Source organism: Streptomyces capillispiralis, assembly GCF_007829875.1.
GTDB lineage: Bacteria > Actinomycetota > Actinomycetes > Streptomycetales > Streptomycetaceae > Streptomyces > Streptomyces capillispiralis.
In genome coordinates, this window is sequence record NZ_VIWV01000001.1 from 6723490 (window position 1) to 6749578 (window position 26089).

Genomic DNA, 26089 nt, shown 5'->3' on the forward strand with positions numbered 1-26089 from the left:
GCGGGGGCGTAGGCGCGGGCGCAGGAGGTGTGCGGTCGGCGCGGGCGGGGCTGGTGGGGGCAGGCGCGGTCGGCGGGTCCGACCGCGCGCGGTCCCGGACGTGACTCCCGGGGGTGCGGGGACGGCACCCCTCAGGAGGACGACTCCGCCACCGCCGCCTCCGCGGGCACGGGCTCCTTGGACGCGGCCTCCTCGGTGGCCCCGTCCGGCGTCCCCTGTTCCGCGGGCGCCTCGGCCCCGGCGGTGACCGCCACCGCGGCCGCCTGCTCCGTCGGCACCTTGTCCAGGCTCTTCTCCGTCGTCAGTTTGTCCAGGCTGACGAAGACCGGCCGGTTCACCGGCACCACGTGTCCCGGCTCCAGCCGCTCCGGCTCCTCGTCCGCCGGTGTCGTACGGGGCGGCAGCAGGTCCAGGACCGCCTGCCGGTCGGCATCGCTGGTCGCGTCGTCGTACGGGTCCGGCGTCGCCGGGACCTGAAGACGGTGCACCGGCCCCGAGCCCAGGCGGGCGTAGCCGCGCCCCGGGGGGACCTGGTCGAGGGGAGTGGTGTGCGGCGGCGCCCCCAGGACGGCCTCCACCTGGCCCGCGGTCGCGGGACCGAGGACGACCCGCGCCCGGGTGTGCTGCCGCACCGGCTCGCCGAGGGCGTCCAGGCTGTCGAGCTGGTCGGCGACGACCACGGTGACGTTCGCCGGGCGGCCGTGCCGCAGCGGGACCTGGAGCAGTGACCGGGGGTCCTTGCGGTCGTCCGCGGCGGCCGGCCGCGCGAACGCGCTCGGCCGGTCCAGCAGGAGCCACAGGGGGCGTCGGGTGTCCTCGGGTGTCGGCTCGCCCGCCCGATGCGCCCGGTTGGCGGCGATCAGCCGCCGCTCGGTCTCCTGCGCGACCCATTCCAGCAGGGCCAGGGCCCCCGTCAGACCGCACTCGACGGCGAGCACGCCGTCCCGGCCGGTCAGGCAGGCGTACTCGCCGGTGCCGCCGCCGTCGACGATCACCACGTCGCCGTGGTGGAGGGCCTGGAGCGCGATGGAACGCAGCAGGGTCGAGGTGCCGCTGCCCGGCTGTCCGACCGCGAGCAGATGGGGTTCGGTGGAGCGGACACCGGTGCGCCAGACGACGGGGGGCACGTCGCGCTGCTCCTCGCCGTGGGTGCCGTGGGTGAGGGGCAGCGTCCGCTGCACCCCGGTGGGGTCCGTGAAGCCGAGGACCGTCTCGCCGGGGGCCGTGACGAAGGGCTGCGCCGCGATGTCGGTGGGCAGGGGCGCGAGGACGCGGACCGTGAGCCGGTTGCCCTCCTCGTCCCAGACGAAGTGGTACTCGCGGCCGCGCCCCGACTTGGCGCTGAGCAGATGCTCGATCCGGGCCCGGGACGCCGGCTCGCCGTCGGTGAAGTAGGCGGGGTAGCGGATCACCAGGTGGGTGATGCGGCCGGTGCCGTCGAACTCGTACTCGGAGAAGGTCCCGGTCCAGTCACCGCCGTGGGCGTAGAGCGGTTCGGGGTCCTCGGCGGCCGAGAAGTACGGCACCAGGGCCTCGTAGAGCGACTTCAGGCGCTGGGCCTGCGGCGCGTCGGGTCCGCCGGGGGCCGACGGGGCGCGGTCCCGGCCCTGCCAGGCCGCCGCCGCCATCAGGGTGATGACGGCGAGCAGCGGGCCGTACGGCGCCAGTGCCACGACCAGCACGACCGACGCCACCAGGAAGAGCAGCGCGCCGCGCTTGTCCTTGGGCGTGCCGGCCCACCTGCGCCGCCCGGCCGAGGCCAGCCGGCGCAGACCGCGCGTGATGGTGATCAGCGGGTGGAGGACATCCGTGGCGCTGTCGGCGGCCGTCCTGGCCAGCTCCCGGCTCCGGGCGAGCTGTGCGCTGCCGTTGCTCAGAATGCGGGGGAGAGGGCGCCGGGCCACTGCTGCCTCCAGAGGGTGCGTACGGGCGGGCGGGGCGTGGTCGGGCGGGTCAGAACTTGAATCCGCCCAGGAGGCCGGCCAGGCTCTCGCCGCCCGCCTTGATGCTTGGCGCGATGGCCGTGCTGGCCAGATAGAAACCGAACAGCATCGCCACCAGGGCGTGTGACGCCTTCAGTCCGTCCTTGCGGAAGAAGATGAAGACGACGATGCCGAGCAGGACCACGCAAGAGATCGAGACGATCATGTGAGTTCTCCTGGTTCGCGGGGACAGTCACCATGAGTCCTTCCAGGCTCACAGAATGTATCTATACGATAAAAGGTGCAACTGGGTGGTTTCTCGGCATTTACCCTCGGATGGTCCTGCTGTGATCCTTACCTCGGGCACATCCGCTCATGTGCCCCGCGAGCCAGTACGCTGGCGATTCACCCGTACGGCTCTGCACCGCTCGCAGACGTACGTCCTGTCCCCCGATGCGCGCCGCAGGCGCGCGTGCAGTGAGAGGCGGTCCGGCCGATGACCGATGCCCCCGACCCCGAGGTCGTGGAGCTGGCGACCAAGATCTTCGATCTGGCCCGGCGCGGCCGCACCGAGGAGCTCGTGGCCTATGTCGACGCGGGCGTGCCGGCCGACCTCACCAACGACCGCGGCGACTCGCTCGTGATGCTCGCCGCCTACCACGGCCACGCCGACGCGGTCCGCGCGCTGCTGGAGCGCGGCGCAGACGCCGACCGCGTCAACGACCGGGGCCAGACGCCACTCGCGGGGGCGGTCTTCAAGGGCGAGACGGCCGTCATCGAGGCCCTCCTCGCGGGCGGTGCCGATCCGTCCGCCGGCACCCCCTCCGCGGTCGACACCGCCCAGATGTTCGGCCGCACGGAACTGCTCGCGCTGTTCGGCGAGCGCTGAGCGACATGCTCTGACCAGCGACGACACGGAAAACGGGGGAGGCGGTACAGGGCCGCCGAAATTTCGGTCGCGGTAGATGTGACCGCCGGGTCATCATGACGACGTGATTCACGGACGCGATGGCTGGGCAGGTGTTGCCGCACCGCGCGGGCCGTGATCGGTCCGCATGGGCCACCGACGAGAGGCAGAGAGAAATGGTCTACAGCGAGCAGGAAACGGCGGGCGCCCCGACGTGTTGGCACGCGGCCAGGTAAGGCACGTTCCCGGTTGCGTCGACGCTTGATGTGAGGCTGTTTCCCATGTTCGATCCGGTCATAGCGCCCAGCGGTACGCTGCTCGGCCTGCTCCAGCGGGGCCGCGGCGACGGCACGCTGCACGCGCTCACCGCCCCGCGAGCAGAGGCGCTCGCGGCGTTGAACCACTGTGTGCTGCGCGACCCGCGCCACGACTGGCAGGTGGAGAACCGCTCCCTGTACTACGCCCGCCTCTACCTCGATCTGCACGGCGGACTGGACGCGATCGAGGCCCATCTCTTCGACCCCGAGGACGTCCTCGACACGGACGAGTCGCGCACCGGACTCGCCCTGGCCGTCCTCGGACACCTCGCCTCCTACGGCAGGCGGGAGGCCCTCGAACTGCTGCGCAGGTACGCCGCCCACGGCACCAACTGGGCCTGGGCCCTGGACGAACTGGCGCTGCGGGACGACGACGCGGGCCTGCGCGCCCTCGCCGCCCCCGTCCTCGCGCGGTTCGCCACCGACGCCGAGGGGGAAGCGGAGCTGGCCGCCACCGTCCGCGACGCCTTCGAGCCGCGGCCCTGGCGCCTGTGGGCCGACGACCCGCGCGAATCCATCGCCGGACGGGTGCGCGCCGCCCAGGAGACCGGCTGCTTCGACCGCTGGCAGCGGCAGATGCGTCCCACCGGGCCCCGCCCCGGCTGGAGCGTCGCGGCCGTCTTCGAGTGGGCCCAGCAGGGCATGGAGCGCGGCGCCGCGCTGCACGTCCCGGCCGCCCGCTGTCTCGCCGCCGTGGCGGGACCCGAGGACCGGCCCGAGATCGTCCGGGCCGCCCAGGACGGCACCGAGGGAGCCCGGTGCACCGCCCTGCGCTACCTCGCCGACAGCAACGACCCCGACGCCCTCACGCTCATCGAGGGCGCCGTGGCCACCGGCTCCGCCGCCGTCGTGGAGGCCGCCGTCGACGCCTTCGAGCGGATGCGCAGTCTCGCCGCCGTCGACCGGGCGCGCGGCTGGGCCCGCCGGCCCGACGCGCTGGGCGCCGCCGCCGGCCGGGTCCTCGCCTGCCGGGGTGGGGCGCGGGACCGGGACCTGGTCCTCGCGGCGCTGCGGGAGGCGGTACGGGGCGAGGGCCCCGACGCGCCCACCCTGTGGACGCTCGTCGACGGCGCCGGACGCCTCGGCATCACCTGCGCCGCCCCCGTGCTGCGCCACATCTACCGCGAGACCGCCTCCTCCCACCTGCGGGGCCGGGCCGCCCGCGCCCTGGCCGCGACCGACCCCTCCTTCGGCACCGGCTTCGCCGTCGAGTGCCTCTGGGACTGCGAGGAGACCACCCGCGAGATCGCCGCCCGGCACGCCGAGACCGGCGACACCCGCGTCGTCGAGCGGCTGCGCCGGCTCGCCGCGGACCCGGCCGAGGAGGCCGAGGTGCAGACCGCCGTACGCAGCCGTATCGGTCCCGAGGAGACCGCCGTGTGACCGCCCGGCCCCCACGCGGCGTGAACGGCGGATGGCCCGCGGGTCAGGTGCGTATGGATGCCACCTGACCTGCCCGGGCGAGGGGTCCAACGCTCACGGCACGTTCCCCGCGCGGAAAGATCCACGTTGACGTGACCACGTCCGGCGCGGCGACAACACCGGTATGCGTGTCGTCATCGTGACCGAATCCTTTCCCCCCGATGTGAACGGCGTGGCCCACTGCGCGCTCCAGACCGCCCGGCACCTCGTCGCGCGCGGCCACGCCCCCGTCGTCGTCGCCCCCGCCACCGCGGGCGACGTACCCGACGACGGGGCACCGTGCCCCGTCATCCGTGTCCCCTCCCTCCCGCTCCCCGGCTACCCGCAGGTCCGCGTCGCCCTCCCCAGCCGACGCCTCACCGCCGCGATCGCCGAGCACCGGGCCGATGTCGTCCATCTGGCCAGCCCCTTCGTCCTCGGCGTACGCGGAATGGCCGCCGCCGCCCGCCTGGGCCTGCCCGCCGTCGCCGTCTACCAGACCGACCTCGCCGGATACGCCCGTACGTACATGGGCGCGGGCGAGGCGGCCGCCTGGCGGCGCATCCGCTCCGTGCACACCGCCGCCGACCTCACCCTCGCCCCGTCCGGTGCCGCCCTGCGCGACCTGGAGGCGCACGGCGTGCCCCGGGTCCGGCTGTGGCCGCGCGGTGTCGACACCGAGCGCTTCCGGCCCGGCCTCCGTGACGAAACACTGCGCCGCGGCCTCGCCCCCAACGGCGAGCTCGTCGTCGGCTACGTGGGCCGGCTCGCCCCCGAGAAGCAGGTCGAACTGCTGGCGGAGGCGGGCGCCCTGCCCGGCGTGCGGCTCGTGGTCGTCGGCGACGGACCCAGCCGGCCCGGACTGGAACAGGCGCTCCCCGGCGCCGCCTTCCTCGGCCGCCGCACCGGCGACGACCTGGCCCGGATCTTCGCCTCGCTGGACGTCTTCGTGCACACCGGCCCCTTCGAGACGTTCTGCCAGACCGTGCAGGAGGCGATGGCGAGCGGAGTGCCCGTCGTCGCGCCCGCGGTGGGCGGCCCGCTGGACCTGGTCGCGCACGGGCGCACCGGGCTGCTCGTCCCGCCGCGCGACGCCGCCGCCGTACGCGACGCGGTGTGGTCCCTGGCCGCCGACCCCGGCCTGCGGGCCGCCTACGGGTCGGCCGGGCGCGCGATGGTCGAAGGGCGCACCTGGGCGGCCGTCGGCGACCAGCTGATCGGGTACTACGCGGACGTGCTCGCGGGCGGCCGTACGGCGGTGGCCGCGTGAACGCGTCGCTGCGGATCGTACGGCTGGCCAACTTCGTCGCGCCCGCGTCCGGCGGACTGCGCACCGCGCTGCGGGAGCTGGGCAAGGGCTACCGGGAGGCCGGCCACCGGCCCGTGCTCGTCGTCCCCGGGGAACGGGAGAGCGACCACGAGACCGAGCAGGGACGGGTGATCACCCTGCCGGGACCGCTGCTGCCCGGCACCGGCGGCTACCGCGTCCTCACCGACCGGCGGCGGCTCGCCGCCCTGCTGCACGACCTGGCCCCCGACCGCCTCGAGGTGTCCGACCGCACCACCCTGCGCTGGACCGGCAGGTGGGCCCGGCGGGCCCGGGTCCCGGCGGTCATGGTCTCCCACGAGACCGCCGACGGGGTGCTGCGCACCTGGGGCCTGCCGGAGCCGGCCGCCCGGCGCACCGCCGACGCCCTCAACATCCGCACCGCCCACACGTACGCGCGCGTGGTGTGCACCACCGAGTTCGCCGAGCGGGAGTTCGTGCGCATCGGGGCCCGCAACGTCGTACGGGCCCCGCTGGGTGTCGATCTGGTGCAGCGGCACCCCGCGCTGCGCGACCCGGGACTGCGGGCCCGGTACGCGCGCGGGGACGAGACGCTGCTCGTGATGTGCTCCAGGCTGTCCCTGGAGAAGCGGCCCGGGACCGCCCTGGACGCGCTGGAGGCGCTGCTGCGGCGCGGACGGCGGGCGGTGCTGGTGGTCGCCGGGGACGGACCGCTGCGCTCGCGGCTCGAACAGCGGGCGCGGGAGCACGCACTGCCGGTGGCCTTCCTGGGCCATGTGCGCGACCGCGGGCTCCTGGGGGCGCTCCAGGCGTCGGCCGACGTGTGCCTGGCACCGGGTCCCGCCGAGACCTTCGGGCTCGCCGCGCTGGAGGCCATGGCGTGCGGCACGCCCGTGGTGGCGAGCGCGTCGTCCGCCCTGCCGGAGGTGATCGGCGCGGCGGGCGCGGTCGCGGAGAACCGCGGGGAGGCCTTCGCGGACGCCGTCGAGCTGCTGCTGGAGCGAGCGGAGCCGGGCCGGCGCGAGGCGGCACGCGCGCGTGCCGAGTGCTTCGGGTGGGGGACGGCGGTGGCGGCCTTCCTCGCCGCCCACGACGCGCCGGTGCGCGCTACGGCGGCAGCGGCCGGCGGGACCGTGTTCCCGGTGCGGCCGGTCGTGCCCGGGGGGCTGTCGTGAGACCGCTGCGGTTCGTGGCCCTCGGGGACTCGCTGACCGAGGGGGTCGGGGACCGGGCCGGCGGCGGATGGCGGGGCTGGGCGGCGTTGCTCGCACCGTCGCTGGGCACGGAGCCGGTGCGGTTCACCAACCTCGCGGTGAGCGGGGCGCAGACGCGCGACGTGCTCGAACGGCAGCTGCCCGCCGCGCTGGCGCTGCGGCCCGGCCTCGTCTCCGTCGTCGTCGGCGTCAACGACACCCTGCGCCGCACCTTCGACATCCGCGACGTGGCGGCACGCCTGGACCGGGTGTACGCGGCCTGCACGGCACAGGGCGCCCTGCTGCTCACCGCCTGCCTGCCCGACCCGGGCGCGATGCTGGGGCTGCCGGGCGCGCTGGCCCGGCCGCTCGCCCGGCGGCAGCGGGCCGTGAACACCGTGGTGCACGTCCTGTCCGAGCGGTACGGCGCGGTGCACCTGCACGCCGCCGAGGGCGACTGGATCACCGACCGCGCCCTGTGGAGCGCGGACCGGCTGCACCCCGGCGAACCGGGACACCGCCAACTGGCCGTGCGCTTCCACGAGCTGCTCGCGCGGCGCGGCGTCGCGACCGGGCCGGCCCCCTCGGCCGAACCCGACTCCCCGGCGCCCACCCTGCGGGCGAGCGTGTGGTGGCTGGCCACGGCGGGCACCGGCTGGGTGGCCCGCCGGTGCACCGACCTGCTGCCGCAGCTGCTCTCCCTCGCCGTCGACGAGATGCGCCACCACGCGCGGGGCACCGGCATCCGCCTCGACCTGCGCGCCTCCGCCGCGGCCTCGGCGGCACTGGCCGCACTGGCGGCGGGGGAGCAACGCCCCGGCGCGGTCTGATGGGGCCGCCTCCGGGAAACGACGCAGGCGCCCGGCTCGGGCACGACCCGTACGGCGCCCCCGCGCGGTTCAGCGGCGCTGTACGGAGCGCGGCCGTCCGGCTCGGGCTCGATCGGTACGGGAGCCCCCGCGCGGTTCAGCGGCGCTGTACGGGGCGTCGGCGCCCGGGTTCGGTGCGATCCGTACGGCGCCTCCGCGCGGTTCAGCGGCGTCGTACGGCGGTGAAGCGGACCGGGGTGCCGGGGACGGCCTGGGCGGCGGCCGCGAGGTCGGCGGGACGCACCACCGCGATGACCGGGTAGCCCCCGGTGGTCGGATGGTCGGCCAGGAAGACCACCGGGGTGCCGTCCGGCGGCACCTGCACCGCGCCCAGCACCATGCCCTCGCTGGGCAGTTCGTCCCGCCGGGCCCGCTCCAGGGCCGGCCCGGTGGTGCGCAGCCCGATGCGGTTGCTCGCGGGGGACACCCGGTAGGTCCGGGACGTGAGGACCCGCACCGCGGCGGGGGTGAACCAGTCGTCGCGCGGGCCCGGGGTCACCCGCAGCACCAGCTCGTCCGGGGGCGCCGGCTGCGGGGCGGCGTCCACGCGCGCGGGGGGCCGCCGGGGCGTCCCGAGGGGGAGCACCGCGCCGTCCGTGAGCGGGGCCGGGCCGAGGCCGGAGAGCAGGTCCGTGGAGCGGCTGCCCAGCACCGGCTCGACGGCCACCCCTCCGGCGACGGCCAGATAGGCGCGTACCCCGGACGTCGCCGCCCCCACGTCCAGCACGGACCCGGCGCGCACGCGCACGGGCGCCCCCCAGGCGGCCGGGCGGCCGTCCACGGTGACCGGACAGGGCGCCCCGGCGACCGCCACGGTGACCGTCGAACGGGGGCGTACGGAACAGCCGTTGAGCGTCGTCTCCAGGACGGCCGCGTCCGGCGCGTTGCCGGCCAGCCGGTTGGCGAGCGCCGCCGCCGGCCCGTCCAGCGCCCCGGAGCGGGGCACGCCGACGTGCGCGTACCCGGGACGGCCCCGGTCCTGCACGGTGGTCAGGGCTCCCGCCCGTACGACGACGAGCGCGCGGTCCGTCATGCCGCGGGCCCCGTCGTGGCCACCGGGACGAAGCGCACGCGCGTGCCGGGGGAGAGCAGCGCCGCCGGCACGCGCGTGTGGTCCCACAGCACGAGGCCGGTCGTCCCGATCAGCTGCCAGCCGCCCGGCGAGGACCGCGGATACACGCCGGTGTACGGGCCCGCCAACGCCACCGATCCGGCCGGTACCGCCGTGCGCGGGGTGGGCCGGCGGGGCACGTCGTAGCGCGGCGGCAGACCGGTGAGGTAGCCGAAGCCGGGTGCGAAACCGCAGAAGGCGACGCGGAACTCGGTGCCCGCGTGGATGCGGGCCACCTCGCCCGGGGAGACACCCCAGTGCGCCGCGACCTCGGCGAGGTCCGGGCCGTCGTAGCGCACCGGGATCTCGACCGTCCCGCCCGCGCGCGGGGGCACGGCCGGCAGGTCGCGCGCGGACAGTTCGGCGGCCACCCGGGCGGGCTCGGACACGCCGTCGAGCAGCACCGTGCGCGCCGCGGGAACGATCTCGCCGATCCTCAGGGAGCCCTCCGCGCGGCGTCGCAGCAGCTCCGCGTGGAGCGCCTGGGCCTCCTCGCCCGAGGCGACCTCGACGAGCAGGGCGTCCTCGCCGGCGGGCAGCACCCTCATGCGAAGGCCTCCACCCGGACGCCGGACGCCTCCAGGGCGTCCCGCACCCGGCGCGCCAGTTCCACCGCGCCGGGCGTGTCGCCGTGCAGGCACAGCGAGCGCGCCCGCACCGCGATGCGCCGCCCCGACCGGGCGTCGACCTCCCCGTGGCGGGCCAGGTCCACCGAGCGCGTCACCACCGCCTCGGGATCCGTGACCACGGCGCCCTCCTCACGGCGCGGCACCAGCGTGCCCCCGTCGGTGTACGCCCGGTCGGCGAACGCCTCCGTGACGACCGGCAGCCCCGCCTCGCGGGCCAGGTCCAGCAGACGTGAGCCGGGCAGGCCGAGCACGGGCAGCGTGGCGTCCGCGAGGACCACCCCGTCGACGACCGCGCCCGCCTGCTCCTCGTCGCCCACGACGCGGTTGTAGAGCGCCCCGTGCGGCTTCACATAGGCCACACGGGCGCCCGCCGCGCGGGCGAACACCTCCAAGGCTCCGATCTGGTAGGCCACTTCGGCCGCCAGTTCGGCGGGCGGCACGTCCATGGCGCGCCGCCCGAAGCCCGCCAGGTCCCGGTAGGAGACCTGGGCGCCGATCCGTACCCCGCGCTCGGCCGCCAGCTCGCACACTCGGCGCATGGTGGCCGCGTCCCCGGCGTGGAAACCGCAGGCCACGTTGGCGCTGGTGACGACGGCCAGCAGCCGTTCGTCGTCGGTGAGCCGCCAGCGGCCGAAGCCCTCGCCGAGGTCGGCGTTCAGATCGATCGAGGTCATATTCCTTCGTCTCTCCTGCTCGTCCCGCACGGCCCGTCAGGCCACGCGGTACTGCTCGTCGCGGGCGTCGCTGAGGAACATCTGCCCCGGTGCGTGCGTGAGGGCGAACGGCGGGCGGGACGCCATGACCGCGGCCTGCGGCGTCACCCCGCAGGCCCAGAACACCGGGATGTCGTCCGGCTCGAAGTCCACCGGGTCGCCGAAGTCGGGGCGGCCGAGGTCGTCGACGCCCAGCCCGGAGGGATCGCCGCAGTGCACCGGACCGCCGTGCACCGCCGGCAGCAGGCTGCTCTCCCGGATCGCCGCCGACAGGTGCGCCGGCGGCACCGGACGCATGGACACCACCATCGGCCCGTGCAGCCGCCCCGCCGGACGGCACTGCCAACTCGTCACGTACATGGGAACGTTGCGGCCCTGCTCCACGTGCCGCACCGGCACGCCCGCCGCCGTCAGCGCCCACTCGAAGGTGAAGCTGCACCCGATCAGGAACGACACCAGGTCGTCGCGCCAGTACGCCCGCACATCCGTCGGCTCGTCCACCAACTCGCCGTTCTCCCACACCCGGTAGCGCGGCAGATCGGTGCGCAGGTCCGCGTCCGGGGCGAGGACGGTGGTGGCCGATCCGGCGTCGGTGACGTCCAGGACCGGACACGGCTTGGGATTGCGCTGGCAGAACAGCAGCATGTCGTACGCCCAGTCGGCGGGCACCGAGATCAGATTGGCCTGGGTGTGGCCCACGGCCACGCCGGCGGTCGGGCCCGTCAGGCCCTCCCGGAAGCGGGCGCGCGCCGTGCGCGGGCTCCACGCGCGCGCGTGCGGGTCGACGAGGGCCACGGGGCGGTCCTCCACGGCGGTCGGCGTGCGGTCGTCGGTGTGCTTCACTCCAGTTCCTTCCCGCGCGTCTCGGGCAGCCCCAGCAGTGCCAGCGCCGCGAGGCCGTAACCGATCGCGCCGAAGACCAGCGCCCCGCCCACACCCCAGCTGTCGGCCAGGAAACCGACGGTCGTGGGGAAGACGGCGCCGACGGCGCGCCCGGTGTTGTACGTGAAGCCCTGGCCCGTACCGCGGATCGCCGTCGGGTACAGCTCGCTCAGGTAGGAGCCGAAGCCGCTGAAGATCGCCGACATGCAGAACCCCAGCGGGAAACCGAGCACCAGGACCAGGGTGTTGGCACCGCTCGGGATGTTCGTGTACGCCAGGATGCAGACCGCGGACAGCAGGGCGAAGAGCCAGATGTTGCGCCGGCGGCCCAGCCGGTCGGTGAGGTAGCCGCCGGTCAGATAGCCGATGAAGGCTCCCGAGATCAGGAACGTCAGATAGCCGCCGGTGCCGACGACCGACAGGTCGCGCTCGGTCTTCAGATAGGTCGGCACCCAGGTGGCGAGCGTGTAGTAGCCGCCCTGGACGCCGGTGGAGAGCAGCACGGCGAACAGCGTGGTTCGCAGCAGGCCCGGTGAGCCCGCCCGGTCCGGCCGGAAGATCGCCGCGAACGAGCCCTTGTGCGCGCTCTTCTCCCGCGCGGCGGCCGCCTCGGGCGCGTCCCGCACGCTGCGCCGCACCCATACGACGAGCAGCGCCGGCAGCGCACCGGTCCAGAACATCACCCGCCAGGCCAGGTCGTCGTCGACCAGGGAGAAGACGGCCGTGTACACGATCACGGCCAGCGCCCAGCCCACGGCCCACGAACTCTGGACGGCGCCGAGGGTGCGGCCCCGGTGCCGGGCGCTCGCGTACTCGGCGACCAGGATGGCGCCGACCGCCCACTCGCCGCCGAAGCCGAGGCCCTGGAGCGCGCGGAACACCAGCAGCGTCTCGTAGTTGGGTGCGAAGCCGCAGGCCACGGTGAACACCGCGTAGGTGATCACGGTCAGCAGCAGGGCCCTGACCCGCCCGATGCGGTCCGCCAGCACCCCGGCGAGGGCGCCGCCGACCGCGGACACCACCAGGGTGACGGTCGTCAGCAGCCCGGTCTGGCCGCTGTTCAGACCGAAGTACGCCGACAGCGTGACCATGGTCAGCGGCAGCGTGAAGTAGTCGTACGAGTCCAGGGCATAGCCGCCGAACGCGCCGCCGAAGGCGCGCCGGCCGCGCGGTCCGAGGGCCCGCAGCCAGCCGAACGCCCCGTCACCGGAGTCGGGTTCGGACCGTGCGGGGCGTGGTTCGCCGGCCAGTGCCTGCGGTGGAGGGGTCGTGCTCATGGGCACCTCGCAGAGGGAGACGGAGGGTGCGGGAAGGGGTGAGCCGTGCCGTGCCGTCCCAGCAAGGTAGAGGATCGTTGAACAATCCTTCAATACCCCTGTTGTCTCGTCCTTCCGTGTGCGATTGAATTCCGGGCATGGCAGAGCAGCTGAGCGGACTGGCCGACGACCGTGCCCTGTTGGGCCGCACCAGCACCGCCGAGCGGGTCGCGGACATCCTCAGGAGCCGGATCGCCGAGGGGTACTTCCCGCCCGGCACCCGCCTGTCGGAGGACAGCATCGGCGGCGCGCTCGGCGTCTCCCGCAACACCCTGCGCGAGGCGTTCCGGCTGCTCACACACGAACGGCTGCTCGTCCACGAGCTGAACCGGGGCGTGTTCGTACGGGTGCTGACCGTCGAGGACGTCGAGGACATCTACCGCACCCGGCGGCTCGTCGAGTGCGCCGTCGTCCGCGGCCTCGGCGACCCGCCCTACGCGCTCGACGCGCTCGCCGAGGCGGTGGAGGAGGGGCGGGCCGCGGCGCGCGAGGGTGACTGGAAAGGCGTGGGTACGGCCAACATCCACTTCCACCGGGAGCTGGTGGCCCTCGCCGACGGCGAGCGGACCGACGAGCTGATGCGCAGCGTCTTCGCCGAACTGCGGCTCGCCTTCCACGTGGTGGACGAGCCCAGGCGACTGCACGAACCGTACATCGCGCGAAATGTCGCCATTCTCCAGGCTCTGCAGGACGGCGACCGGACGAAGGCCGAGCAGTTGCTCGCGGCCTACCTCGACGTCTCGCTGGAGCGGGTGGTGGAGGTGTACCGGCGCCGGGTCGGGGAGGACGGGCAGGGCGGCTGAACCCGGCCTCCGGCGGGCGCGCGCACGCGGTGTGACAAGCGTGACGGCGGGACGCATCTGCCTCGTTTGGGCTGTTGTCAGACCGAGGACCTAGTCTGTGCACCGTGACTTCACCAGCATCACCGGACAGTGCTGCGCCGCAGCTCAGCGCGGGGCCGCGGCCGGCGCCGGGCCCGGCCGCCGACGAGGGTCTGGCGCGGCGGCTGCGCGCGCTCGCGTGCACCGCGCCGCTGCACGACCTCGACGCGCGCAAGGCCAACCTGGCCGGTGAGTACTCGGTGTACGGCATGGCGGAGATCGCCCTCGCCGCCATCGACCTGGTCACGCTGAACATGGACTTCGACACCGGCGCCGACCACGACCAGATCGTCGCCCGGCTCGTCCCGCGCATCGCCGCCCAGGCCCCCCGCCGCCCCGCCGCCGAGCACGAGCGGGTGGCCCGCTGGGTCCTGGAGAACCTGATCAACGTCGGCAGCGTCGACCGCGGCTTCCGCGCGGTGTACGGCGTCTTCGGCGCGGACGGCACCTATGTGCGCCGCGACTACGACTTCAAGCTGGTCGAGGAGGTCCCGGGCCCCGGTGGCACGGTGTACCTGCGCACCACCGACGAAGCGGTCAACGTCCTCGTCGGCGCCCTGGACACCGACGTCACCAGCGCCCAGATCGCCGCCGAGGTCAAGCTGGAGGTGCTGATCAGCCGGGGCAGGCTGGCCGACGCCCAGCTCGCCGCCGAGCAGGCCCGCTACCGGACGGTGCAGTACTCCGAGACCCTGCGCCGCGCACTGGACGCCACCCGCCGCAACGTCCGCGCGGTGGACTGGCTGAGCGCCGTGCCCGACATGATCGCCGAGGCCCTCGACCACGTCGCGGACCGCTACCGCCACGAGAACGCGATCCTCACCAACATCCGCAAGGCCCGCGACGAGACCGAGGAGCCCGAGCACAAGCGCCGGGCCGCCGAGCTGGTGGACATCGTCAAGGACTGCATCCGCCGCCACACGCAGCTGCAGTCCCGGCTGCTGGAGGCCGGCCCGCTGTTCCGCGCCGAACAGGACCGGCAGGCCTTCGCCACCCCCGCCGCGACCGCGGGCACGGACCTCTACGGCCACCTCCTGGCGCCGCTGCTGCCCCTGCCCGTGGAACAGGCGGCCCGGGTCACCGACGCCTTCTTCGCCCACGGCACCGGACTGCGCACCCCGGTGTCCGTCCGGGTCGCCGACCTCGTCGAGATCCTGCTGACACCGCCCGTGGAGCGGGAGCACCTCGGCGCCGAGATGCCGGAACCCGACCTGATCGCCACGCCCGACGACAGCCGCTTCAGCGAGGAGCAGCTGTCGGCCGCGACGCAGCTGCTCGACCTCCCGGCCGACGCCCCGCGCCGGCTGTCCGGGCTGCTCGCCGACGCTCGCCGCCAGGACCCGGAACTGCCGTACCTGGTCGCCCTGCTGGCCATCCACGCCGCCAGCCCGCCGTTCGGCACCGCCTACCGCCAGGGCGAGCGCAAGCTGCTGTTCGCCGTGGACGACGGCACCGAGCTCGACGACCCCGAGTTCGGCGGCGCCGACCTCATCGTCGGCACCGCCCTGCTGGACGCGGCCGGCATGGCCGCGGACCGGACGGAGGCGGCATGAGCATCCCGCCGACGGGCGCCCGCGGCTCCACCGCGGCCGATCGCGGCACCCCCGTGGCAGCCACCCGCCCCGACGTCACCCAGAGCAAGGAGCCCCGACCGTGACCGAGCACGCCGAGTGGAGTGAGCCGGAGGCCGCGGCCGCACCGGCGAGCACCGCCGTCACGCCCGCCGACGCCGCCGACGCGGCGCGGCTCGTCGCCTTCGGCCTCCAACCAAAGCTCCAGCCCGCCCGCGACCAGGAGTACGCCGACCTGCTGCGCCGCTACCGCGAGGACCCGCCCTTCGCGCGGCTCGCCGACGCCGTCGCCACCGGCCTCGGACTGATCGTGCTGGAGGTGTCCCCGCGCGCCGGCATGGCCGTCACCGCCGCCGAGGACTCCGTCTTCGCCGTCCGCATGGGCGACTACGCGCGCCGCACCTCCGCCGACGGCAGCGACCGCTTCCTGCACGGACTGGCGCACCTCGCCGTCGCCGCCATGGCCTTCCCCCGCCCCGAGGACCTCGCCGACGACGGCTACATCGGACGCGTCACGGTCAACGGCGTCGACGCCTTCGTCCGGCAGGCCTGCAACCGCCTGGAGCAGCGCGCCGCGGAGCAGGGCGAGAACACCGACCCGGCCAGCGACGCGCCCGGCCTGGAGGCCGCCTGGCGGATCTGGGCCAGACGCAGCGCCACCGGCGCCACCAAGGACGCCCGCCGGCTCGCCGGCTCCACCACCGGCATCGTCGCCAAGGCCGTCGCCTTCCTCACCGACTCCGGCTTCCTGCAGCGCACCGGCGACGACAACGGCGGCACCTACCGCACCACCGCCCGCTACCAGCTCCAGGTGCGGGACATGGCGGGCAGCGCCGCCCTGGCCGAACTGCTGGACCTGGGCGTCGTCCCGGTCACCGACGGCACCCCCACCCTGCTGCCGCCCGACGACGCCGACGACCTCGACCTGGTCGCCGACGCCGGCCTGCCGTTCCACTCCGCCTAACCCCCCACCTCACACAGCCTCACGAGAGTCCGCCATGTACGAGCTGTCCCGGGTCCGCCTCTACTCCATCGGGCCGGCCGGTGCGCGCTACGCCGACACCGTGCTCGACCTGCGCGGCGTCGGCGGGGCCGTGCCCGACCCCGCCCCGACGCAGGCGGAGTTCTTCGAGGAGGAGCCGGTCGGCCCGCCGCGCCGGCCCGCGCCCGCCGGGGTGCTCTTCCTGGAGAACGGCGGCGGCAAGTCGGTCCTGCTCAAGCTGATCTTCTCCGTGATGCTCCCGGGCCACCGCAACACCCTCGGCGGCGCCAGCTCCGGCGTGCTGCGCAAGTTCCTGCTCGCCGACGACTGCGGCCACGTCGCGCTGGAGTGGCAGCACGTGCTGACCGGCGAGTGCGTCGTCGTCGGCAAGGTCAGCGAGTGGCGGGGCCGCCAGGTCTCCAACGACCCGAGGAAGTTCGCCGAGGCCTGGTACTCCTTCCGGCCCGGTCCCGGCCTCAGCCTGGACAGCCTCCCCGTCGCCGAGTCCACGGCCGTACGCCCGTCCGCCGAGGGCCAGTCCGGCGCGCGCGGCCGGCGCCGCACCATGAAGGGCTTCCGGGACGCGGTGACCGAGGCGGGCAAGACCTACCCGCACCTCGAGGTGCACTGGGAGGAGATCCACGAACGCTGGACCGAGCACCTCGGCGACCTCGGACTCGACCCCGAACTCTTCCGCTACCAGCGGGAGATGAACGCCGACGAGGGCGAGGCCGCCGGCCTCTTCGCGGTGAAGAAGGACTCCGACTTCACCGACCTGCTGCTGCGCGCCGTCACCGACACCCGGGACACCGACGGACTCGCCGACCTGGTCAGCGGCTTCGGCAACAAGCTGGGCCGCCGGGCCGAACTCATCGCCGAACGGGACTTCACCGCGGGCTCCGTGGACCTGCTCGGCCGGATCGTCGACGCCGCCGAGGCCCGCACCCGCGCCCGGGAGATCCACACCGCCGCCGAGCGCCGCACCCGCACCCTGGCCCGCCGGCTCTCCGCCCGGGGCGCGCGGGAACGCGTCCGCGCGGCCGACCTGGCCCAGCGGGTCACCGCCGCCGCCTACGCCGTCACCCACGCCGAGTCCGCCCGTGAGCACAGCGCGCTGGTCTCCGCCGAACTCGCCTACCGCCACGCCTCCCTGGCGCTCGCCGCCGCCGAGAAGTCCGCCGCCGCCCAGAAGCGCGAACTCGCCGACGCCCGCACGCTCCACGCGGCCTGGCAGGCCGCCGAGTCCGCGCTGCGCCACCGTGCCGCAGCCGACCGGGTCGCGCGCGTCTCCGCCGCCATCCAGGAGGCCGAGCGGGACGCGGCCCCCGCGCTGGCCGCCCGCGCCAGGGCCGCCGTCGACCTGGTGCGGGCCCTGCACGCGGCCGCGCAGAACGCCGAGAACCTCGCCAACGAGGAGGAGGAGCGGTCCGCCGCCCTCCAGGAGGTCAGCGACACCGCCTACCGCGACTCCACCGCCGCCGCCACCGCGGCACAGCGGGCCCGCAGCGAGATCGGGCACCTGCGGCAGCGGCTCACCGAGGTCGAACAGGAGACCGCCGAGGCGGTCCGCGCCGGCTGGCTCGACGACAGTGCCCCCGACGCCGACCCCGCCCGCGCCGCCCTCGCCGCCAGCGACGCCGAGAAGACGGCGGTCGCCGCCTGGGACTCCGCCCGCGAGGCGTCCCGCCGGGCCACCGAGCACGCACGTGAGGCGGCGGCCGCCGAGAGCCGCGCGGAACTCACCGCGGCCCGCGCGGCGGACGCCGCCACGGCGGCCGAGCGCGCCCACGAGGGCGAGCGCCGCACCGCCGAGGCGCTCGCCGCAGAGGCGCGGCCGGCCGAGCTGCTGAGCCTGCCGGCGGCCCGGGGCGGAGGGCGCGCCAGGGTGCCGGGCCCCCGCACCGACGCCCAGGACCCGCGGGGGAGTGCGGGGAGCCCCCTCGACGACGGCGCGCTGACCGCCGAGGAACTCGACCGGTTCGCCGACGACCTGCGCGACCTGCTCGACGACGCCGTCTCCTCCGCCGAACGGCAGCTGTTCGACCTGCGGACCGCCGCGGCCGACGACGCCCGGATCCTCGGCGCCCTCGGCGACGGCGGGCTGCTGCCGCCCGGCCCGGACGTGCTGGCGACCGTCGAGTTCCTCGGGGAGCACGGCATCCCGGCACTCCCCGGCTGGCGCTATCTGGCGCAGGCCGTCGACCCCGCCGACCACGTACGGGTCCTGGCCGCGCGTCCCGAACTGGTCGACGGCGTCATCATCACCGACCCGGGCTCCCACCAGCGGGCCCGCGAGGCGCTGAGCGACGCCGCGCTGCTGCCCCGGTCCACCGTCGCCGTCGGCACCGCCGCCGCGCTGCTCGCGCCCACCCCCGCGCCCGGCACGGACACCGGTGACGTCTTCCTCGTACCGCCGAACCCGGCCATGCACGACGAGCACGCCGCCGACGAGGAACGGCAGGCACTGCGCGCGCGGGCGACCGAACGCGACGAGGAGATCCGCGCGCTCGCCGCCCGGCTCGCCAAGGACCGCGAGCTGGCCGCCCGGCTCGCCTCCTGGCGCACCGGCTGCCCCGCCGGACGGCTCACCGAGCTGGCCGCGACCGCGCGGCAGGCGCGGGCGTTCGCCGAGGAGTCCGAGGCCGAACTGACCGAGGCACGCACCCTCCGGGCGGAGGCCGAGGAGGCCGCCGCCGAAGCCGCCCGGGTCCGGGACGAACGGCAGGAGGCCGCGCAGAAGGCCCGGCGCGCGGCCGACGCCCTCGCCGGCCTCGCCTTCCGGCTGCGCGAACGGGCCGGCTGGCAGGTCAAACTGCGGGAACTGGCCGACGACGCGGCCGAGGCGGAAGCGCGCGCCCAGGCCTGCCTGGAACGAGCGCGCGCCGCCGACGAGGACCGGCGCGGCGCCCAGCGCGCCGCCGACGACGCCCGCCGCACCGCCCGCGCGCTGCGCGCCGAGCGCTCCGAGATCGCGGGCGCCCCCGACGACGTCCCCGAGGACGGCGCCGGAGCGCCGGACGCCTCCCTGCCCGCCCTGCGCGAGGCCTACCGGGCCGCGTCCCAGGTGTACGAGAAGGTCGGCGTCGGCGCCGACCTGCGGGCCGAACAGGCCCGCGCGGAGAGCGACGAGAGCGCCGCCCGCGCGGAACTGGACCGCCTCAGCAACAAGGTCCGCACCCGCGCCGAGCAGCTGCTCCAGTCGCCCGACGGCTCCGACGGGCCCAGTCGGCAGGCCGCCGCCGCCCGCGCCGAGGAACTGGTGCAGCTGCTGGAGACCCGCATGTCCACCGCGAGCGAACAGCTCGGGCGGCTGCGCGGGGAGGCCGAGCGGCTCGCACCGCAGGACGGCGAGGCGCACACCGAGCTCCCCGAGGAGCTGCTGCCGCGCGACGCCGAGCACGCACAGGCCCTGCTGCGCACCGCGACGGCCGAACTCGCCACGCACAGCGGGGCGTTGGACCAGGCCCGGGAGGTGCACGCCGAACTGCTCGACGCCCACCGCGCCGCAGAGGACGCGGCCGCCGGCTTCGACGAGATCGCCGCCATGCTCCGCGACCTGCTGCGCGAACACACCCCGGAGGAGGAGCAGGAGCAGCCCGAGCCGTACCCGGGCGGTCTGGAGGAGGCACGGCAGTCCGCCGCGGAGGCCCGCCGCTCGCTGCGCGGCTGCGCCGCCGACCTGTCCGCCGCCGAGTCCTCCGTGCGCGAGGCGAGCGACATCCTCGTCCGGCACGCCAACTCCACGCGCTACGAACAGGTCCGCACCCCCGCGCGCCAGCAGATCCGCGAGCTGCCCGCCTCCGCGCTGCCCGAGCACGCCCGGAAGTGGGCGGACGCCTTCGCCCCTCGGCTGCGGGTCCTCACCGACGAACTGGAGCAGCTGGAGCGCAACCGCGACTCGATCGTGGACCGGCTGAGGGGCCTGGTCGAGTCCGCGCTCGCCACCCTCCGCTCGGCCCAGCGGCTGTCCCGGCTGCCGGAGGGCCTCGGCGAGTGGTCGGGCCAGGAGTTCCTGCGCATCCGCTTCGAGGAACCCGACCAGGCCACGCTCACCGAGCGTCTCGGCGAGGTCATCGACGAGGCGACCCGGGCGGCCGTCAAGAAGAACTCCGACCTGCGGCGCGACGGCATGTCCCTGCTGCTGCGCGGAGTCGCCGCGGCCCTCCAGCCGAAGGGCATCGCCGTCGAGATCCTCAAACCCGACGCGGTGCTGCGCGCCGAGCGGGTGCCCGTCGGCCAGATGGGCGACGTGTTCTCCGGTGGCCAGCTGCTCACCGCGGCCATCGCCCTGTACTGCACGATGGCCGCCCTGCGCTCCAACGACCGGGGCCGGGACAAGCACCGGCACGCCGGAACGCTCTTCCTGGACAACCCCATCGGCCGCGCCAACGCCACCTACCTGCTGGAACTCCAGCGGGCGGTCGCCGACGCGCTCGGCGTGCAGCTTCTCTACACCACCGGCCTGTTCGACACCACGGCACTCGCGGAGTTCCCCCTGGTCATCCGGCTGCGCAACGACGCCGACCTGAGGGCGGGCCTGAAGTACATCAGCGTGGAGGAGCACCTGCGGCCGGGGCTTCCCCAGCAGGACCCGGCCGAGGAGGCGCACAGCGAGATCACGGCGACCCGCATGTTCAAGCGGCCCGCCCCGGCGAACGGCTGACCGGGCGTCCTGCCGCCCGGCTCAGAACCCGTAGCCCATGCGCCGGGACAGCTCGGCCGCCGCCGTCGCCGTCCGGCTGCCCACCTCGGGCAGCCGGTCCGGGTTCAGCCGGTACACCGGCCCCGAGACGCTGAGCGCCGCGATCACCGTGCCGTCGTGTGCGCGGACCGGTGCCGCGACGGCCGCGAGTCCCAGCTCCAGCTCCTCCAGCGTGGCCGCGTAGCCCCGCTCGATCGCCGTCTCCAGCTCGCCGCGCAGCACCGACGCCCCGGTGACCGTGTGTTCCGTGAACCGGTGCAGGGGGCGGGAGAGGTGATCCTCGCGCAGCGCGGGTGCCATATGGGCGAGGAACACCTTGCCGCCGGCGGTGGCGTGCAGGGGAGTGCGTCGGCCCAGCCAGTTCTGCGCGGTGACCGCCGCCGTGCCGCGGGCCTGCATGATGTTGACGGCGGCGTCGTCGTCCAGCACCGCTATGTTCACCGTCTCGCCCAGCTCGTCGGCGAGGTCCCGGCACACCGGGACGCCTTCCTGCGAGATGTCCAGCCGCACCGCCGCCGCCCCCGCGAGGCGCAGCATCCCGGCCCCCAGGTAGTACTTCCCGCGGTCCTTGGCCTGGGCCACCAGTCCCCGGTTCTCCAGGACACCGAGCAGCCGGAAGGCCGTGGACTTGTGCACGCCCAGCTCAGCGGCGATCTCGGTGACGCCGGCCTCCCCGCGCCGGGCGAGGATCTCCAGCACGCTCACCGCACGGTCCACCGACTGCACGGCACTCGCCGGCCCCGTCCCGCTCCGCCCGGGCTGTTGCTGCGCACGGGGCATGGCTCGACTCACCGTCCGTCGGTCCGGTGCGGGACGTGCCTGTCGACCTCGCTGCGACGCCCACCCGCACAGGGACTGTTGCGCAGGACGCGGGCCTGTGCGCCCTGCGGAACCTCATGGTACCGAGGGCCCCGGCGGGGTCAGGAGTGCGAGAGCTGGCCGGCTCCGCCCCGTCGGCGTATTCGGGCCCGCGTCCGCTGGGCGGAGCGCTCCTGACGCCGGGCGCGGCGCCGCTCGCGCCGCAGGGCCCGCGCGGTGCTGCTGGGCGCGGACACCACGCCGTTGCGCTGGTTCCAGACCTGGCGGGTCACCCACACGTCCAGCACCGCCCAGGTGGCCAGGATCGTACTGGCCACGCTGCTGATGACCATGGGGAACGCCAGCCAGGACCCCGCCAGCGTGCACAGGAAGGCGACCATGGCCTGAATCAGCGTCACCGCGATGATGAGCACCGCCCGAACGGCGACCGTCCGCACCGGATCCGGCAGCCGGCGCCGCCGCGCCGGCTCCTCGACCCACAGCGGCCGGTACGCGGCCCGGTCCAGGACCTCGCCGCCGCCCGCCGGGGACGTCCGCTCACCGTCACCGGGCCTTCCCTCGCGCGCCGCCCCCTGTCCGGACGGTCCGCGTCCGGTCGCCGCGGCGCCCTGTCCGCCGGCCGCTCCGCTCCCGGCCGCGGATCCGCCGCGCCCCCGCGCTCCGGCGTCCGGCCGCGTCGTCGTCCGCGTCGCCACGCCGTCCTCCGGCGTCTCGCGCCGCTCCGCCGTGCCCATCAACGTGTCACTCCCCACCGCCGGCCGACCGCCCGCTCGTGTCCTGAGACCCGGTTATCCACTGGTTGCCCGGCTTGCGCTCTTCTACGCCGCCCGGGTGCGGGACACGGCTGCTGTGACCGATTCCGCCCCCATTTCCCACAGAGAAGGACGAACGGCGCGTCGCGAAGATTCCCGAGTGGGAAAGATTTCGGCCAACCGTTCCTGCTCCGTGGGGAGATGGGCGGGTGCGGGACGCGGTACGTTGCGGGAGGCAATCTCCCGCAATCACCGGACAACTCACCATCTCCCGCCACCGGCTCGGAGCTGCATGTTCCGGACGGCTCTTCGAGTTCGCCCCGGCTCGGTAGTAGGCTCGCGCCGTTTGTTGACGCACATGTGTGTACCCCCGGTCGATCGGGGGCCGAGCTGGGGGAGGCCATGCGCTTTCGCGGGAAGTCCATCCGCCGGAAGATCGTGGCGCTGCTTCTCGTGCCGCTGTTGTCCCTGACGACGATCTGGGCCTTCACCACGGTGATCACGGGCCGCGAGGCGAGCCATCTGTTCGACGTGTCGTCGGTGATGGAGGAGGTCGGCTACCCCGTCGAGGACACCGTCCGCGTCCTGCAGCAGGAGCGCCGGCAGACCCTCGTCCACCTCGCCGATCCCCGTTCCTCCGACGGACTCGCCGCACTCCGGCGCAGCCGCGCCGCCACCGACCGGGCCATCGCCGGCGTCCGCAGGAGCGCCGCGGACTCCGAGATCCACGAGGCCATGCACGGCGACACCGCCGAGCTGACCGCGGTGCTGGACTCCTTCGACGGCATCGAGTCCCTGCGCCGCAGCGTCGAGGACGGCACCGTCAACCGCTCCCAGGCCCTCGACCTCTACAACCGGCTGATCGACCCGTGCTACGTCCTGCTGGCCGACCTCCACGTCGTCGAGGACGTCGAACTCGACAAGCAGTACCGCGCCCTCGTCACCCTCGCCCGCGCGCGTGAGCTGCTCTCCCGCGAGGACGCCCTGCTCGGCTCCGCCCTGATCGTCGGCAAGCTGTCCCGGGCCGAACTGCGGGACGTCTCCGACCTCGTGGCGCAGCGCACGCTGATGTACGACGCCGGTCTGCCGCAGCTGCCCGTGGCCGAACGCGACCGCTACGAGACCTTCTGGAAGAACGCCGCGTCCGCTCCGCTGCGGGTGGGTGAGGAGGCCGCGATCTCCTCCGGCACCGGGACGCCCCGCGGCATCACCGCGAGGAGCTGGGACACCGCCGCCGGCAATGTGCTCTCCGAACTCGCCGCCCTCAACGACCAGGCCACCGACCGCTACCAGGAACGCGTCCGCCCCGTCGCCATGGGCGTCATCACCCAGGCCGTCGTCGCCGGCACCCTCGGACTGATCGCCCTCCTGGTCTCCCTCTTCCTCTCCGTACGCGTCGGCCGCGGGCTCGTCCGCGACCTGCGGCAGCTGCGTCTGGAGGCCCATGAGGCGTCCGGGGTGCGGCTGCCCAGCGTGATGCGCCGCCTGTCGGCGGGCGAACAGGTCGACGTCGAGACCGAGGTGCCGCTCCTGGAGTACGACAGGAACGAGATGGGGGAGGTCGGCCGGGCCCTCAACACGCTTCAGCGCGCCGCCGTGGAGGCCGCCGTGAAGCAGGCCGAACTGCGCGCCGGCGTCTCCGAGGTGTTCGTCAACCTCGCCCGCCGCAGCCAGGTCCTGCTGCACAAGCAGCTCACCCTCCTGGACACCATGGAGCGCAGGACCGAGGACACCGAGGAACTCGCCGACCTGTTCCGGCTGGACCACCTCACCACCCGTATGCGCCGGCACGCCGAGGGCCTGGTGATCCTCTCCGGCGCCGCCCCCTCCCGGCAGTGGCGCAAGCCCGTCCAGCTCATGGACGTCGTCCGCGCCTCGGTCGCCGAGGTCGAGGACTACGAACGGGTCGAGGTCCGCAGGCTGCCGAGGGTCGCCGTCACCGGACCGGCCGTCGCCGACCTCACCCATCTCGTGGCCGAACTGCTGGAGAACGCCACGGTGTTCTCCCCGCCCCACACCGCCGTCCAAGTCGTGGGCGAGCGCGTGGCCAACGGCTTCACCCTGGAGATCCACGACCGGGGGCTCGGCATGGCCGCCGACGCCCTCCTGGACGCCAACCTCCGGCTCGCCGAGACCCCGGAGTTCGAGCTCTCCGACACGGACCGGCTCGGACTGTTCGTGGTCAGCCGTCTCGCCCAGCGCCAGAACGTCCGGGTCTCCCTGCAACCCTCCCCGTACGGCGGCACCACGGCGGTCGTCTTCATCCCCGACGCCCTGCTGACGGACGACGTCCCGGACACCAACGGCGTCGGCTTCCGTCTCGACCGCCCCCGGCGCACCAAGGACCGCGAACCGGAGGAGAGCCGCCGCGCCGCGCTCTCCCAGCCCGTACAGCTGCCCCGGCTGCCCGCCTCGCTGCTGGACGGCCCCGTCGAACTGGAAGCCCCCGTCGACCTGGACGCCCTCGACGGCTTCACCGGCGCCCTCGGCGACGAGGAGGGTGAGGACGGCGGCCTCTTCCGCCCCCGCAGCTCCCTGACCGGCGGCGCCGACGAGCGGCCCGGCCGCGGCCCGCATCAGCCGGAACCCGGCGGGCACGAGGGCACGGACCCGGGCGCGGACGACCGGACGGGCGCCCCGGCCCCGCCGGGCCGCAGGGCGACACCCAAGCTGGTCAGCTCCCACGGACGCCCGGTGCGCGACCAGCGCACGCGGGGCGAACGCGCGGACGAGGACGACGCGGCCACGGCACCGGCCCGCGACGACTCGGCAACGGCACCCACGCTGCCGACCCGCCGCCGGGGCGAGGACCCCGTACGCCGCCGGACCACCCGCCGTACGGGCCCGGAGCCGCTGTCCCCGCTCCCGTCCCGCCGCCGCACCGAGCGTCTCTCCGCCGCCGACGAACCCGGCGGGCCGGACGCGGAGGCGCCCCCGCCGCTGCCCGCCCGCCGACGGCACACCGACCCGGCCCGCCCCGCGCACAGCGCCGGGGAGCGGGGCGCGTCCCCGTCACCCGCCGGCCCCGCGCGCGACGACCGCTCCGGCCCGCCGGCCGGCCTGCCCCAGCGGGTCCGCCGCCCCGCGAACACGGCGAGCGGCGCGGACGATGCCCCGCCGGCGGCCGAGGGACCGGACAGCGGCTCCCCGGCGCCCGGCGCCGGGGCACTGCCCCGGCGCGTACGGCAGGCCAGCCTCGCCCCGCAGCTCAAGCGCGGTGGGGAACGGCGGAACGAGGACGCCGCCCGGCCCGTTGAACGAGATGCCGACGAAGTACGCAGCCGCATGGCCTCGCTCCAGCGGGGCTGGCAGCGTGGCCGCGCGGAGAACGCCGCGGGCGACGACGCCGACAGCGGCACAGCACCACGACGAACGACAGAGGGGGACGGTCGATGACCGCACCGAAGGGCACCGGCCACAGCACGACGGACAAGGGCGAGCTGAACTGGCTTCTCGACGACCTCGTGGACCGCGTCGCCAGCATCCGCAAGGCGATCGTGCTCTCCGGCGACGGCCTGGCCACGGGCGCGTCGAAGGACCTGACCCGCGAGGACAGCGAGCACCTGGCCGCCGTCGCCTCCGGCTTCCACAGCCTCGCCAAGGGCGTGGGCCGCCACTTCGAGGCCGGCCAGGTCCGCCAGACCGTCGTCGAACTCGACGAAGCGTTCCTCTTCGTCACCGCGGCGGGCGACGGCAGCTGCCTCGCCGTCCTCGCGGACGCCGACTCGGACGTCGGACAGGTCGCCTACGAGATGACGCTTCTGGTGAAGCGGGTCGGAGTCCATCTGGGCGCCGCTCCGCGCACCGATGTGCCCTCGGGCGGGTAGTGGGGTG

General features: G+C 75.0%; 20 protein-coding genes. 11 read left to right on the top strand and 9 right to left on the bottom strand.

Annotated features, from left to right (window positions below; genetic code table 11):
- Nucleotides 1-131 precede the first annotated feature (131 nt).
- Both FHX78_RS29505 and FHX78_RS29510 read right to left on the bottom strand, forming a co-directional pair.
- The gene (locus FHX78_RS29505; protein ID WP_145870432.1) at nucleotides 132-1904 is read right to left on the bottom strand and encodes a P-loop NTPase family protein; all 1773 of its coding nucleotides are present in this window, start codon (nucleotides 1902-1904) and stop codon (nucleotides 132-134) included.
- 49 nt (nucleotides 1905-1953) lie between these two features.
- Nucleotides 1954-2148, bottom strand: a complete 195-nt coding sequence (locus tag FHX78_RS29510) for a hypothetical protein (protein ID WP_030867896.1) — start codon at nucleotides 2146-2148, stop codon at nucleotides 1954-1956.
- A gap of 270 nt (nucleotides 2149-2418) precedes the next feature.
- Here FHX78_RS29510 and FHX78_RS29515 point away from each other — a divergent pair, with 270 nt between their 5' ends.
- From FHX78_RS29515 to FHX78_RS29535, 5 genes are all read left to right on the top strand, one after another.
- The gene (locus FHX78_RS29515) at nucleotides 2419-2811 is read left to right on the top strand and encodes an ankyrin repeat domain-containing protein (protein ID WP_145870433.1); all 393 of its coding nucleotides are present in this window, start codon (nucleotides 2419-2421) and stop codon (nucleotides 2809-2811) included.
- A 299-nt stretch (nucleotides 2812-3110) separates the two neighbouring features.
- A complete protein-coding gene (locus tag FHX78_RS29520) occupies nucleotides 3111-4529 on the top strand; it encodes a HEAT repeat domain-containing protein (RefSeq protein WP_145870434.1) in 1419 nt (472 codons plus the stop codon).
- A gap of 163 nt (nucleotides 4530-4692) precedes the next feature.
- Entirely contained in the window at nucleotides 4693-5817 is a 1125-nt protein-coding gene (locus FHX78_RS29525) for a glycosyltransferase family 4 protein (RefSeq protein ID WP_145870435.1), read from the top strand.
- Nucleotides 5814-7010 (top strand): glycosyltransferase, encoded by a 1197-nt coding sequence (locus FHX78_RS29530; RefSeq protein WP_145870436.1) that lies wholly within the window; start codon nucleotides 5814-5816, stop codon nucleotides 7008-7010. The genes FHX78_RS29525 and FHX78_RS29530 overlap by 4 nt, the downstream gene beginning before the upstream one ends.
- Nucleotides 7007-7858, top strand: coding sequence for an SGNH/GDSL hydrolase family protein (locus FHX78_RS29535; protein WP_145870437.1), 852 nt, complete (start codon nucleotides 7007-7009; stop codon nucleotides 7856-7858). Before FHX78_RS29530 ends, FHX78_RS29535 begins: the two co-directional genes overlap by 4 nt.
- Nucleotides 7859-8060: 202 nt before the next feature.
- On the opposite strand, the gene FHX78_RS29540 is transcribed toward FHX78_RS29535, so the two are convergent.
- The 5 genes from FHX78_RS29540 to FHX78_RS29560 are packed head-to-tail and all read right to left on the bottom strand — an operon-like array spanning nucleotide 8061 to nucleotide 12509.
- Complete coding sequence (locus FHX78_RS29540; protein WP_145870438.1) at nucleotides 8061-8930, bottom strand: 5-oxoprolinase subunit C family protein; 870 nt, start codon at nucleotides 8928-8930, stop codon at nucleotides 8061-8063.
- The gene (locus tag FHX78_RS29545; protein WP_145870439.1) at nucleotides 8927-9556 is read right to left on the bottom strand and encodes a 5-oxoprolinase subunit B family protein; all 630 of its coding nucleotides are present in this window, start codon (nucleotides 9554-9556) and stop codon (nucleotides 8927-8929) included. The genes FHX78_RS29540 and FHX78_RS29545 overlap by 4 nt, the downstream gene beginning before the upstream one ends.
- A complete protein-coding gene (locus tag FHX78_RS29550) occupies nucleotides 9553-10311 on the bottom strand; it encodes a LamB/YcsF family protein (RefSeq protein ID WP_145870440.1) in 759 nt (252 codons plus the stop codon). Before FHX78_RS29550 ends, FHX78_RS29545 begins: the two co-directional genes overlap by 4 nt.
- Before the next feature lie 36 nt (nucleotides 10312-10347).
- On the bottom strand, nucleotides 10348-11193 hold the full coding sequence (locus FHX78_RS29555; RefSeq protein WP_145870441.1) for a putative hydro-lyase: 846 nt from the start codon (nucleotides 11191-11193) through the stop codon (nucleotides 10348-10350).
- Nucleotides 11190-12509, bottom strand: coding sequence for an MFS transporter (locus FHX78_RS29560; protein WP_145870442.1), 1320 nt, complete (start codon nucleotides 12507-12509; stop codon nucleotides 11190-11192). Before FHX78_RS29560 ends, FHX78_RS29555 begins: the two co-directional genes overlap by 4 nt.
- A gap of 137 nt (nucleotides 12510-12646) precedes the next feature.
- Here FHX78_RS29560 and FHX78_RS29565 point away from each other — a divergent pair, with 137 nt between their 5' ends.
- The 4 genes from FHX78_RS29565 (at nucleotide 12647) to FHX78_RS29580 (ending at nucleotide 20645) form a co-directional block, all read left to right on the top strand.
- Complete coding sequence (locus tag FHX78_RS29565; protein WP_145870443.1) at nucleotides 12647-13351, top strand: GntR family transcriptional regulator; 705 nt, start codon at nucleotides 12647-12649, stop codon at nucleotides 13349-13351.
- Nucleotides 13352-13455: 104 nt separating this feature from the next.
- Nucleotides 13456-14982 (top strand): hypothetical protein, encoded by a 1527-nt coding sequence (locus FHX78_RS29570; protein WP_145870444.1) that lies wholly within the window; start codon nucleotides 13456-13458, stop codon nucleotides 14980-14982.
- Nucleotides 14983-15082: 100 nt separating this feature from the next.
- Complete coding sequence (locus FHX78_RS29575; protein ID WP_145870445.1) at nucleotides 15083-15964, top strand: hypothetical protein; 882 nt, start codon at nucleotides 15083-15085, stop codon at nucleotides 15962-15964.
- 34 nt (nucleotides 15965-15998) lie between these two features.
- Entirely contained in the window at nucleotides 15999-20645 is a 4647-nt protein-coding gene (locus tag FHX78_RS29580; protein ID WP_145870446.1) for a hypothetical protein, read from the top strand.
- Nucleotides 20646-20666: 21 nt separating this feature from the next.
- Here FHX78_RS29580 and FHX78_RS29585 read toward each other — a convergent pair whose 3' ends face one another.
- On the bottom strand, nucleotides 20667-21464 hold the full coding sequence (locus FHX78_RS29585) for an IclR family transcriptional regulator (protein WP_189908750.1): 798 nt from the start codon (nucleotides 21462-21464) through the stop codon (nucleotides 20667-20669).
- A gap of 140 nt (nucleotides 21465-21604) precedes the next feature.
- Nucleotides 21605-22237, bottom strand: coding sequence for a hypothetical protein (locus FHX78_RS29590; protein ID WP_145870447.1), 633 nt, complete (start codon nucleotides 22235-22237; stop codon nucleotides 21605-21607).
- Nucleotides 22238-22657: 420 nt separating this feature from the next.
- Here FHX78_RS29590 and FHX78_RS29595 point away from each other — a divergent pair, with 420 nt between their 5' ends.
- Nucleotides 22658-25651 (top strand): sensor histidine kinase, encoded by a 2994-nt coding sequence (locus FHX78_RS29595; protein ID WP_145870448.1) that lies wholly within the window; start codon nucleotides 22658-22660, stop codon nucleotides 25649-25651.
- Complete coding sequence (locus FHX78_RS29600) at nucleotides 25648-26082, top strand: roadblock/LC7 domain-containing protein (protein WP_145870449.1); 435 nt, start codon at nucleotides 25648-25650, stop codon at nucleotides 26080-26082. The genes FHX78_RS29595 and FHX78_RS29600 overlap by 4 nt, the downstream gene beginning before the upstream one ends.
- The last annotated feature ends 7 nt before the right edge of the window (nucleotides 26083-26089 follow it).